Below are 12644 nucleotides of genomic sequence, written 5' to 3'. Positions count from 1 at the left end.
AGATGTAATGTATTCAATTTTAAAAAAACTAAAGCTTACTGAACTGTGGAATTTTGAGGATGAGTTGTTAGAGAATTGATATTTTTTTTTCTGCTGGAAAAAAAATCTTATTTTTAAGCATCTAAAAAATCAACATCATGAAAATCCCTTCAAATTACCTTCCGGTTATGCCCTATTTGATTCTGAACGATTCAAAAGGGTTTCTTAAATTTGCAAAAGAAGTTTTCAATGCCCATGAACAGCTCCTCGTTCCCGGAGAAAACGGTCAAATAATGCACGGCGAGATTAAGATTCACGATGCCGTAATTATGTTTGCACAAGCCTCTGAGCAATTTCCAACCAAATCGGCAGGAATGTTTATTTATGTAGAAAATGTGGATCATGTTTATGACACAGCCCTACGTCATCAAGCCATTTCATTGACCATTCCAGAAGAAAAAGAATATGGCTATACTGCTGGTTTCGAAGATATTTTTGGCAATCAATGGTGGGTTGTTCAGGGATAAATCTTTTTAATGTAGTTATTTCTATGTTAATTTTTTCAAAAGGATGTAACATCTGTTTGATAAATGCGTTTAATTCGTCGAACAATTATCATTTATCAATCAAAAAAACATCCTAATCACAATGAATTTAAAATTCAAGTTCTTTCTTTTTGTGTTTTTTGTATCCACTGTTTTCTCCTTTTCCCAAGAGAAATTCACCATCAGCGGTACAATTTCTGACTCCTCAAGCAACGAAACCTTGATTGGCGTCAACATTTATGCTCCCGATCTCAAAATCGGGACCACTACAAACGAATATGGTTTCTATTCGCTTACTTTACCCAAAGGCGACCATAAAATAGAAATCAGCTATGTAGGTTTTCAAACCATTATCCAACAAATTTCGCTTACCAAAAACACCAAGCTCTCCATTCCGCTTGATGGTGGTGGCGAACAACTGGACGAAGTGGTGATTTCCGACAAGGGAAAAACCAACATCCGAAAGGCCGAAATGAGTGTCAATAAACTATCGGTGGAAACCATCAAAAAAATGCCCGTTGTTTTAGGCGAAGTCGATGTCTTGAAATCTATTTTATTGCTTCCCGGAGTTACAAATGCCGGAGAAGGTGCTTCCGGATTCAACGTTCGTGGTGGTGCCGCCGATCAGAATCTGATTCTTCTGGACGAAGCAACCATCTACAATTCATCGCACGTTTTTGGATTCTTTTCGGTTTTTAATGCTGATGCGATAAAGGAATTAAAGTTATATAAAGGAGGAATTCCAGCCCGTTTCGGTGGCCGTGCTTCCTCTGTTTTGGATGTCTATCAAAGAGATGGAAACTCAAAGGAATTCCATATGAACGGTGGTATCGGATTGATTTCGAGCCGTCTTTTAGCCGAAGGACCAATTGTGAAAGACAAAGGTTCGTTTCTTGTGAGCGGTCGTGGTTCCTATGCTCATCTGTTCTTGAAATTGGCAGATAACGATAACTCGGCCTACTTCTATGACGTGAATGCCAAGCTCAATTATAAACTGAGCGAAAACAACAACCTCTATCTTTCGGGCTATTTCGGGAGGGACGTTTTTGATATTGGCAATGTTTTCAATAATGTGTATGGAAATTCGACCTTAAACCTTCGTTGGAACCACTTGTTTTCGGATAAATTATTCTCCAACCTTTCCCTGATTTACAGTGATTATTACTACGGTTTGGACTTGGATTTTATCGCGATGCAATATGAATCGGGCATCAAGAACTATAATCTTAAATATGATTTCAAGCATTATGCTTCGGATAAATTAAAATTGGCCTACGGTGTCAATGCCATCTATTACGACTTCAATCCCGGAGAAATAAAACCTTTAACTTCCAGTTCGGGGATCAATGCTCGTTCTTTTGCCAAGAAATATGCCTTTGAACCTGCCGCCTATATTGAAGCCGAACACACCCTGACAGACAAACTTTCGTTGATGTATGGTTTGCGTTACAGTATGTTCTACCGTCTTGGTGGCGATTCCAACATCAATATCTATGAAAACAATCAGGCGGTTAATTTCAATGAAACCTTCCAGATTTATGAAAAGGCAACACCAATCGGAACGAAATATTACGAAAAAAACGAAACCATTACTTCCTTTGATAATTTCGAACCAAGGGCCGCCATTTCCTATACTCTAAACGATGATTCCTCCATCAAGACCAGCTACAACAGGATGGTGCAATACCTTCAATTGATTTCCAACACCTCATCTCCTACTCCGTTGGACATCTGGACACCGAGCGACGAATTCATCAAACCACAAATTGCCGACCAAGTGGCGTTGGGGTATTTCAGGAATTTCCATAACGATGATTATTCGCTGGAATTGGAAACCTTCTACAAGACGGTAAAAAATAGGATCGATTATATTGACGGTGCCGATTTGATTGGGAATGAATTCATGGAGCAGATTGTACTGAACGGAAGGCAACGTGCCTATGGTTTGGAGATGATGCTGAAGAAAAACACAGGTAAATTCAACGGTTGGATTTCCTATACCCTTTCCCGTTCCGAACAGCAAACGCCTGGAAGAACTCCCACAGAAACCGGAATAAACGACGGAAAATGGTACAAGACAGGATACGACAAATTGCACAATATTGCCGTTACTGCCGCTTATGAACTTGGTCCGAGATGGTCGTTTGGAGCCAACTTTGCACTACAATCCGGGCAACCTGTTACCTATCCGAATGGCTATTACCAGTATGAAGGCATCACGGTTCCGAGTTATGGTTTGCGAAATGAAAACCGTTTGCCACTCTACCACCACTTGGATTTCTCTGCTACTTATACCCCAAAACCCGACAAGAAAAAAGGGTGGCAGAGCGAATGGGTGTTCAGTATTTATAATATCTACGGCCGTAACAATGCCGCTTCTATCAGTTTCCGTCAGGATGAACTTACGGGGAAGAACGAGGCCGTTCGTCTTTCTATTTTTGGGATTGTACCCGGTGTGAGCTACAATTTTAAATTCTAATCCTCCATCATAAAAAGCTAAACAATGAAAAATTTAAAATACATTTCCGTTATATTGATTGCCCTTTTCTTTACAAGTTGTGAGGATGTGATTGATGTTGATTTGCCAACAGGCGAACCAAAACTGGTAGTAGACGCTTCCATCAATTGGCAATTGGGCACCACTGGAAACGAGCAAACCATCAAATTGACTACAAGTACCGGCTACTACCAGCCAACGGTTCCAACAGTTTCGGGTGCTACCGTTTTCGTGACCAATACAGACACCAACCAAGTGTTTGACTTTGTTGAAACCATCGGAACCGGACAATATGTTTGCAGTACTTTCGAACCTGTTTTGGATGGAAACTATCAGCTGACTGTGATTACAGGTGGACAGACTTATACCGCAACAGAAAAGCTAATGTCAGTTGTTCCCATCGATAAGATTGAGCAAAAAGAAGCACCGTTTGGCGATGATTCAGTTGAAATCAATGTGTTCTTTACTGATAATGGTGCAACCGATGATTTTTATATGTTCCGATACATCACTTCGTTCGGAGCCATCCCGAACTACGGCGTTAGCGATGACGAGTTTTTTCAGGGCAACCAGTTTAATGATGTTTATTTCAATGAAGAACTAAAACCGGGAGCCTCCTTTGATGTAACAATCTTTGGCGTTTCGGAGCAATTCTATAATTATATGAACCTCCTTTTGGATATTGCAGGTGGTGGTGGACCTTTTGCTACCGCTCCTGCCAAGGTAAAAGGAAACATCCTTAATACTACCGATGCTCAAAACACAGCGTTTGGCTATTTTAGATTGTCGCAGACGGATACTAGGAACTATGTTGTAGAGTAATCACGTTAAATATTGATATATAATAAAATACTCGCACTTTTAGATAAAAAAAGTAGCGAGTATTTTTTTTTAAGTAGCGAGTATTTTTTTTTAGGTAGCGAGCGATTGGCATAATTAGTCGAGTCGATGACATAATGATTCGAGCGATTGACATAATGAACCGTGCGATTGAAAACCAATACTATAAATTGCTATATTTGAAATCATTATACTGCAACGAAACTCCCCCTACTCGTTGTTTTGATGTACTACTTTACTTTTTATTGGAATTATTTTAGGGTTTTACGGGAAACCGTAATTTGTTTTGGTTTCGAGTTTGTAGGTTTATGGAATATTAATTTGAAAAATAGGGTTTTACCTATGTTGGGTGGGATTTAGATTTGATATATTTGACGTAAAATAATTTAAAAGAAAGAAAAACATTCGCCTATACAACCATTTTGGAGTGATATGCGAATGTTTGTTTCGCATATAAACAAGTTATGCACAATGATAAAAAACAACTATATGGAAAACAACAACTTAATCCCGAAAGAGCATAATTATCCAGCTCAATTAACAACATTTGAAGCAGGACTAGTGTCGTTTTTAGGTAATCATAATTTACCAACATCTGGCATATTTGTTTCTGTTGATGAAAGATTAAGAGTATTCAACAACATTGATTACGTCATAAAACTATTAGATCCACAGTTATCTTCAAAATCAATTTACCTTTCTAAATATTTAGCTGCAACTGCCGCAGGTTTATTTGACGCAGCACTTAATTATTTGTGGGATGAAACAATATTACAATTAAGGAAAAGAGTTGCACATTTTGATATAGAATATTTTTACGATAATGCAGTTGGAGGAGAAAGAAGAAATAACTTTAGAACAGAAGAAGATTTGATTAAACTTCAAGATAGTGAACTTATTCAAGGTGCTAAAGAGATTGAATTAATTTCCGAGATTGGACACAAACATTTAAGTTTAATAAACTATATGCGAAATTGGGCTAGCGCTGCTCATCCAAATCAAAATGAAATTACTGGTTTACAACTAATATCTTGGCTAGAAACTTGTATAAAAGAAGTAATTTCAATTCCCTTACCGAAAGCGGCAGTGGAAATTAAGAAATTACTTTCCAACATTCGTAAAAGCGCAATTGAAGCTAGTGATGCAGATGAAATTGGAGTATTTCTTACTGAATTGCATCAAGAACAAGCTGATACCCTTGCGGCAGCATTTTTTGGTATATATACAAGAATTGAAACAGAAACTTTCGTTAGAAATAATGTAAAGTTATTATTACCGCTAGTTTGGGGAGCATTAAATGAAGATACAAAAGATGGATTCGGAGTTAAATATGCACACTTTTCTGCCAATCATCAAACACAACAAAAACAATTAGCAAAAGAGTTTTTAGAAATAGTTAATGGCCAAAAACATATTCCCGATGATTTACGAATCCCTGAAGTCGAAAATAGTTTAATCAATTTGATTAATGCTCATAGAAATATGAATAATTTTTACAACGAACCACCCTTTGCAAGAGCATTATTGAGAGTTATTGGAGTGCCTCCAAAAGTGCCTAAAAAGTTAAACAAACAATATGTATTATCAATAGTAGAATTATTTATTACTAATGGAAATGGAATAACTAGAGATGCGCAACCAATTTATGTAGGCTGTATTAAAAATTTTGACAGCAGACAAGCTACAATTGCTTTATTGTCTTTTCTTTATGATAACATTACGAATAGATTACAATTCTCATTGTGCCAAAACAAATTTAAAGAACTATTAGTTTTTTTAAGACCGCAACTAACTAATGCATCAACAATCGAACTACTAGATTTGATAGAAAAATTCCCTGGTAGATTTGATACTTTAAGAACCGATAGCAACATAAAAAGAGCTTTGAAAAATCTAGAAATATTGCTGAAATAAAAAATCACTGTGCATAACACACGCTACAAGCAATTCGGGCATCAGGCTTAATTTAAAAATGGTTTTGTAATTTGGATGATTTGGCAAATCCGAATAAGGGGCTTAATTTAGTCCCAAACTGCTTGTAGCGCGAGAACGTTAGCTGCAACCATAACCCAGAACGCAAATGGATTTCACTCATATAGATATAGAAATAGAAAAATTTTTGAAAGGAAAGAATATTTCAGTCACTGATAATCCGGATGAGGATAGGCTTAATCCCGACCGAGGGGATATCCACAACAGTTAGCGCGGTTTTGCAAACCGTGCCCACAATCAAAGTCAAATACTGGAATCATTTAATAAATCAAAGATGTCAACCAAAAAGAAAGGTCAATTGCCCGAATTCAAAGCTTTATGATCAACTTCCGTAAACTTGTCATTTCGAAGAATGAGGAATCACATAATCTTAATTCGCATTTTGTGGAGCAACTTGTGAGATCCCTCCTCCGTCGGGATGACAAGATTGGGGATTCTCGTGGTGTCGTTGCGGTTCCAAAGTGCAAATGGAAACTCCTCTAGCCCTGATTGAAGAGGAAACCCGACCGAGCGGATATCCACAACAGTTAGGCGGTTTTAACTTCGTTCAGTTCGGCTAAAGCCTCGGGTGCAAACCGTGCCAACAATCGAGGTCAAATACTGGATAAATCATTTAATAAATCAAAGATGTCAACCAAAAAGAAAGATCAATTGCCCGACTGCAAAGCTGTATAATCCACTTCCGTAAACTTGTCATTCCGAAGAATGAGGAATCACATAATCTTAATTCGCATTTTGTGGAGCAACTTGTGGAGATTGCTTCGCCAGTTCGCTTTCGCTCGTGTCCTCCTCCGTCGGGATGACAAGATTGGGGATTCTCGTGGTGTCGTTGCGATTGCAAGCGGTTCCAAAGTGCAAATGGAAACTCCCCCTAGCCCTAATTGAAGAGGAAACCCGACCGAGCGGATATCCACAACAGTTAGCGCGGTTTTGCAAACCGTGCCCACAATCAAAGTCAAATACTGGAATCATTTAATAAATCAAAGATGTCAACCAAAAAGAAAGGTCAATTGACAACTGATTCTGAATGGCGAAAACACTTGAGGAAAATTGGGAAACGGTTTTTCTGGAAAAGTGAACGCTTGGCGGAAAAGAAAACAATTGATAGAGAAATAAAACGAAACGAGTAAATTATTTCTTGTATGTCAAGGTTTGTGGAGCTACTTAATTCGCATTTTGTGAAGCAACTTGTGGAGATTGCTTCGCCAGTTCGCTTTCGCTCGTGTCCTCCTCCGTCGGGATGACAAGATTGGGGATTCTTGTGGTGTCGTTGCGATTGCAAGCGGTTCCAAAGTGAAAATGAAAACTCCTCTAGCCCTGATTGAAGAGGAAATCCTTTTTGTTCCGGGGTTCGGAACAAAAAGATTGGAACGGAAAGCAGGAATATGGTTTTATTCTTTGCCTAGCGATTTGCTCCTAAAAATTAATACTACAGTCTGTACTACTCTTTTGAGACCACAAAATTCTTTATATTTAATGCATAATTAAACATTAAAACCCATGCTCAAGATCAATTCCATCCATCATATCGCCATCATCTGCTCGAATTATGAAGTGTCGAAACATTTTTATACCGCCATTTTAGGGTTTGAGATTGTGAGGGAGGTTTTTCGAGAAGAAAGGACTTCGTATAAATTGGATTTGGCCATTAATGGAAATTATGCCATCGAGTTGTTTTCGTTTCCGGATCCGCCAAAAAGGGTTTCGCGTCCTGAAGCAACTGGGTTGAGGCACATTGCTTTTGAAGTGGAGGACATTTCGGAAACCGTGAACTATCTGGTTTCTAAAAACATAGCTTCAGAACCTGTTCGGGTTGATGAATTTACGGGTAAGAAATTCACGTTTATCGCAGATCCGGATGGGCTTCCGATTGAGTTTTATGAGATGTAAATCTTGCAATATTCAATAGAATTGCTGTAACAGGATATCCAGTAAGTTTGACGAATTTTGTTCTACTAACAAAAATGAAAAGGAAAATGAAAAAAAAAGTATTGATACCGATTGGAATTTTAGTGGTCTTGCTTCTAATTGCCGAAATAATTTTCATCAGCTGTAAATCGAATAACGAAAAGATAGACGATGCCCAGGAAGAAGTGGTTGAGGCAAAGGAAAACCAGCTTGAAGCCCAAGAATATGCAAACGAAGTGAGTAACGACACGACTTCGGAATATGTGAAGCTGAAAGCAGAGACAAAAGCTGTTATCGCGAAAAACGAAACAAGAATCGCCGAATTTAAAGTGAAACTGAAACAGGAAACTGCAGAAAACAAAAAGAAATGGCAGGTTCAGATTGACAAGCTTGAGGCCAAAAACAATGAATTGAAAAATGATTTGGACGCTTTTACGGAGACATCCAAAGAAAAATGGGACATCTTTAAAGCGAAGGTCAAAAAAAATGTGGACGACATTGACAAAGACATCGAAGACTATAAAAAAGAACACAACTACTAACTAATTCAAACCTCAAAAAGGTATTCGGGAAACTGGATACCTTTTTTTTATGGAAAAAAATATTTTACTACCTTTCCTGCTAAATCAATCATCATGAAAAAAAGCTTATATCTATCGGTACTTTTAGTGGCCATTATCTCCTGCAAAAAGGAAACTACAGTGGAACAACCAACACAACCAGAAAAACAATTTGCAGCACTCGAAAAAGCCAATTGGTTTTTAGGAAGATGGGAAAATAATTCGCCGGAAGGCAATTTATCTGAAATCTGGAAAAAGGAAAACGACTCTACCTTTTTTGGCGAAAGCTATTTTGTGATTAAAAATGATACAGTTTTTGCCGAACGCGTGAGCTTGGAAGAACGAAACGGAAAACTTTCGTGTGTTGTTACGGTTCCGAATCAGAATGATGCAAAGCCTGTTGCGTTTGAGTTGACTTCTGCGGAAGCAAATTCTTTGATATTTGAAAATCCTAAACACGATTATCCTAATAAAATCATTTACAATCAAGTTGGGAAAGACAGTTTGGTTGCCGAAATTAGAGGAATTAAAGATGGGAAAGAAAAGAATGAGTTTTTCAGGATGAAGAAAGTGGAGTAATTCCTAAAAAAAACCTCGTCTATTTCTAAACGAGGTAAGTCTTGATTCTTGATACTCTAATCTTGATGCTATTTCACCGGAATATTTTCCAAAATTTCCAATACAAACTTCCAGTATTTCTGAGCAGAAGATATTGAAGCCCTTTCGTCTGGAGAGTGAGCTCCGTGAATGGTTGGTCCGAAAGAAATCATATCCATATCTGGGTAATTTGTTCCTAATATTCCGCACTCCAAACCTGCGTGACAGGCTACAACATTGGCTTTTGAACCGTTTTGTTTTTCGTAGATTTCAGTCAGAACATCTAAAATAGGAGAATTTACATTTGGTGTCCAACCTGGATAGGAACCCGAAAAAGTGACTTCGCAACCAAACAGTTCGAAAGCCGAACGTAGGGCATTTGCTAAATCATATTTCGAAGTTTCTACAGAAGAACGCGTCAAACATCCAATTGAAATTTCGCCATCTTTTACGATTACTCTAGCAATATTGTTTGATGTTTCCACCAAATCAGCCATATCGGCACTCATTCTGTAAACGCCATTATGAGCCGTGTAAAGTGCACGAACAAGGCCTTCTTGAACGCCTAAATCCATAACTTTTTTAGGCAAATCGGCTTTTTGAATGTCGATAACCAAGTTTGGTTCGGTTGTTTTGAATTCCGTTTTGATATCACCAATGATTTCCTGCATGTCAAAAACATACGCTTCATCATACATTCCAGCGATAATTACGGTTGCAACACTTTCGCGAGGAATCGCATTACGCAAACTTCCACCGTTGATTTCTGCAATCTGCAATCCGAAGTTTTCGAATCCGTCAAAAAGCAAACGGTTCATGATTTTATTGGCATTCCCTAAACCTTTATGGATGTCCATTCCTGAATGTCCGCCGTTTAAGCCTTTTACCGTAATGGTATAAGCCACAGAATCATCCGGAACATCTTCTTGTTCGTAACCTCTTGTCGCAGTTACATCAATTCCTCCAGCACAACCTATGTCAATTTCATCGTCTTCTTCTGTATCTAAATTTAAAAGGATTTCGCCCTGAAGCAAACCTCCTTTTAACCCCATTGCACCAGTCATTCCAGTTTCTTCATCAATTGTAAACAAAGCTTCGATAGCGGGATGCGGAATATCTTTAGACTCCAGAATGGCCATTATTGTAGCAACTCCAAGTCCGTTATCGGCACCAAGGGTTGTTCCTTTTGCACGAACCCAATCCCCATCTACATACATTTCGATTCCTTGGGTGTCGAAATCAAAAACCGTATCCGAATTTTTTTGGTGTACCATATCCAAATGCGATTGCATCACGATGGTTTTGCGGTTTTCCAATCCTGAAGTGGCAGGTTTTTTTATGATAACGTTACCAACTTCGTCTTCAATGGTTTCAAGACCCAGTTTTTTTCCGAAGTCTTTCATAAAAGCGATTACCCTTTCCTCTTTTTTTGAAGGACGAGGAACCGCATTCAGGTCGGCAAATTTATTCCAAAGTTGTTTTGGTTCGAGGTTGCGAATTTCTTGGCTCATTCTTTAAATAGTTATAAAGTTTAAAGCCGTAAAGTTACAAAGTTAGTTTTGGATGTATTTAAAAAGTGGAAAGTAATTTAAGTGATGTGCTAAATCCGAATTAAATCAAGATGACCTAAACATTTTTTGATTAAATTTGTTAGTATAAATTAACTACTATGACTTTAGTTATCAATAAATCGAACTCAAAAAATATCGCAAAGCTTTTAACCGATAAACTAAAAAAAACATCCAAGAAAGGAAATCTATCCAAACACTTTGGGAAGCTGAAAAGAAATTTGGACGGTTTAAAATATCAAACTGAATTAAGAGAAAATGAAGATTGATTTTATAGCCGACACGAATTTCTTGGTTTATGTTCACGAAGGAAATCCTGTTGTAGCTCCTTTTTTAGATTATAATTTTGGCATATCGTTTATAAGCGAAATTGAATTATTGGGATTTAAAGGAATTACTAAAACGGAAGAAACAAAATTAAAACTCTTGCTGAGTGATATTTTTAATATTGAATGGAACTCAAAAATTAAAGAAAAACCATCGAGCTAAGAAGAAAATATACTATAAAATTACCCGATGCCATAATTGCATCAACTTCGTTAGTTTATGAGATTCCTCTTGTGACTGCAGATAAAGGCTATTCAAAAATTGAAGAATTAGACTTGATTTTGATTGAGTTTTGATTTTTAAGCAATATGCTTTTCAAAAAGTTTCTTAGCATCTTTTTTAGACACTTTTCCAACACATTCATCTTTGTGGATGCAAATAACAGGAGCTTGTTTGCACATTCCTTGGCATTTCATTTTTTCGATGTGAACGGTTCCTTTCAAACCGGCTTCTTTTACCAAATCTTTGAAGCATTCTTTTACTTCAGAATTGTAACGGCAACATTTTTTTCCGTCACAGAATAAAATAACTTTTTCCTTTGCGTCTTTCTTTCCCATTGTGTAAGTCGTTGAAAATGCGTTTGTCCAATTGAGATTAGACACTGCAAGTTTAGTGATTTTATTTTTATCTATTCTAAATTAAGGCTTAAATTTTTAAAAAAGTAATTAACAATAGTTACGGATTTAAAAAGCAATCGGTTTGCTATATTTACGAAATCAAAATTACCCTGATGAAAAACAAAAAAATCTTACTGTCGCTTTTTCTGATTGTTCAAATAATTGTACTTCAAGTTTTATCGTTTTTCCCTGAATTTATTGAAACTTATTACAGTAACGGTTTGTATCCTGTTATCGCAAAAACATCAAGAACTTTGTTCGGATGGATTCCTTTTTCTTTTGGAGATATTATTTATTTCGTAGTGATTTTTATGATTTTGAGATGGTTTTTTCTAAATAGGAAAACATGGAAAACCGAGTGGAAATCAAATGTATTGATGGTTTTCAGTGGCATTTCTATCTTTTATTTTTTGTTTCATTTCCTTTGGGCAACAAACTATCACAGGATTCCTCTTTTTGAAAAAATGAAAATTGAGAAGGAATACAGCAATGCTGATTTGATGACTTTTACACAAAAACTAATTGTGAAAACCAATGAAATCCATTCAAGATTAGAAACCAATGATTCAGTAAAAATCACAAATCCTTATTCTCAAGAAGCTATTTTCAAGATGACCTTGAATGGCTATAAAAATTTGGCTGACGAATATACTTTTTTCAACTATGAGGAACCAAGCATCAAGAAATCACTCATTAGTTTGCCTTTGACCTATATGGGTTTTGGCGGATATCTGAATCCATTTACGAATGAAGCCCAGGTAAACGACAAGTTACCAATGTATAATTTTCCCTTCACCGTTTGCCACGAAATGGCCCACCAAATTGGGTATGCTTCGGAAAGTGAGGCTAATTTTATCGGGTTTCTTTCGACCACAAAAAACAAGGATTTGTATTTTCAATATGCAGGTTACAGCTATGCCTTGAAATATTGCTTGAGGAATTGGAAAATTAGAGATGAAAAGGTTTTGGAGGAATTGCAGCAAAAAATCCGCCCTGGAATCTTGAAAAATTATGAGGAAAGTGATGCGTTTTGGATGAAATATAATACTCCTATTGAAGATGGCTTCAAGTTTTTTTATGATAATTTCCTGAAGATGAACAAGCAGGAAGATGGACTTGAAAGCTATAGCAAGTTTGTGAATTTGATGGTTAATTATTATAAGGAGAAAGAATTATGATGCTTTTTTTTAAAATTAGAAACAGATCTATCGGCG

At 37.0% G+C, this 12644-nt stretch carries 13 protein-coding genes; 11 read left to right on the top strand and 2 right to left on the bottom strand.

From position 1 onward, the window contains the following. Positions 1–137: 137 nt before the first annotated feature. The 8 genes from J2X31_RS07905 to J2X31_RS07870 all read left to right on the top strand — a co-directional run bounded on the left by J2X31_RS07905 (position 138) and on the right by J2X31_RS07870 (position 8900). Positions 138–506, top strand: coding sequence for a VOC family protein (locus J2X31_RS07905; protein ID WP_310025815.1), 369 nt, complete (start codon positions 138–140; stop codon positions 504–506). A 121-nt stretch (positions 507–627) separates the two neighbouring features. Then, positions 628–3003, top strand: a complete 2376-nt coding sequence (locus J2X31_RS07900) for a TonB-dependent receptor (RefSeq protein WP_310025814.1) — start codon at positions 628–630, stop codon at positions 3001–3003. A 24-nt stretch (positions 3004–3027) separates the two neighbouring features. Continuing rightward, on the top strand, positions 3028–3843 hold the full coding sequence (locus J2X31_RS07895; protein WP_310025813.1) for a DUF4249 domain-containing protein: 816 nt from the start codon (positions 3028–3030) through the stop codon (positions 3841–3843). Between the two features lie 507 nt (positions 3844–4350). Further along, positions 4351–5775, top strand: a complete 1425-nt coding sequence (locus tag J2X31_RS07890; RefSeq protein ID WP_310025812.1) for a hypothetical protein — start codon at positions 4351–4353, stop codon at positions 5773–5775. 1064 nt (positions 5776–6839) lie between these two features. Continuing rightward, positions 6840–6983 (top strand): hypothetical protein, encoded by a 144-nt coding sequence (locus J2X31_RS07885; protein ID WP_310025811.1) that lies wholly within the window; start codon positions 6840–6842, stop codon positions 6981–6983. A 370-nt stretch (positions 6984–7353) separates the two neighbouring features. Continuing rightward, positions 7354–7743: an SMU1112c/YaeR family gloxylase I-like metalloprotein gene (gene gloA2 / locus J2X31_RS07880; RefSeq protein WP_310025810.1), complete on the top strand. Its 390-nt coding sequence runs from the start codon at positions 7354–7356 to the stop codon at positions 7741–7743. An 86-nt stretch (positions 7744–7829) separates the two neighbouring features. Then, a complete protein-coding gene (locus tag J2X31_RS07875; protein WP_310025809.1) occupies positions 7830–8303 on the top strand; it encodes a sll1863 family stress response protein in 474 nt (157 codons plus the stop codon). A 93-nt stretch (positions 8304–8396) separates the two neighbouring features. Continuing rightward, positions 8397–8900: a DUF6265 family protein gene (locus tag J2X31_RS07870; protein ID WP_310025808.1), complete on the top strand. Its 504-nt coding sequence runs from the start codon at positions 8397–8399 to the stop codon at positions 8898–8900. A gap of 68 nt (positions 8901–8968) precedes the next feature. On the opposite strand, the gene J2X31_RS07865 is transcribed toward J2X31_RS07870, so the two are convergent. Continuing rightward, positions 8969–10429, bottom strand: coding sequence for an aminoacyl-histidine dipeptidase (locus J2X31_RS07865; protein ID WP_310025807.1), 1461 nt, complete (start codon positions 10427–10429; stop codon positions 8969–8971). 315 nt (positions 10430–10744) lie between these two features. Between J2X31_RS07865 and J2X31_RS07860 the strand changes: the two genes are divergently transcribed. Both J2X31_RS07860 and J2X31_RS18230 read left to right on the top strand, forming a co-directional pair. Further along, the gene (locus tag J2X31_RS07860; RefSeq protein WP_310025805.1) at positions 10745–10975 is read left to right on the top strand and encodes a PIN domain-containing protein; all 231 of its coding nucleotides are present in this window, start codon (positions 10745–10747) and stop codon (positions 10973–10975) included. Continuing rightward, positions 10966–11109: a PIN domain-containing protein gene (locus tag J2X31_RS18230; protein ID WP_374725219.1), complete on the top strand. Its 144-nt coding sequence runs from the start codon at positions 10966–10968 to the stop codon at positions 11107–11109. Before J2X31_RS07860 ends, J2X31_RS18230 begins: the two co-directional genes overlap by 10 nt. A 3-nt stretch (positions 11110–11112) precedes the next feature. On the opposite strand, the gene J2X31_RS07855 is transcribed toward J2X31_RS18230, so the two are convergent. Next, entirely contained in the window at positions 11113–11370 is a 258-nt protein-coding gene (locus tag J2X31_RS07855; protein ID WP_310025803.1) for a (2Fe-2S) ferredoxin domain-containing protein, read from the bottom strand. A 173-nt stretch (positions 11371–11543) separates the two neighbouring features. Between J2X31_RS07855 and J2X31_RS07850 the strand changes: the two genes are divergently transcribed. Then, positions 11544–12608, top strand: coding sequence for a DUF3810 domain-containing protein (locus J2X31_RS07850; protein ID WP_310025802.1), 1065 nt, complete (start codon positions 11544–11546; stop codon positions 12606–12608). The last annotated feature ends 36 nt before the right edge of the window (positions 12609–12644 follow it).

This window comes from Flavobacterium arsenatis (assembly GCF_031456785.1).
GTDB lineage: Bacteria > Bacteroidota > Bacteroidia > Flavobacteriales > Flavobacteriaceae > Flavobacterium > Flavobacterium arsenatis.
Note: the sequence above shows the minus strand (reverse complement) of the source record. Positions and strands in the feature narration are given on the sequence as shown.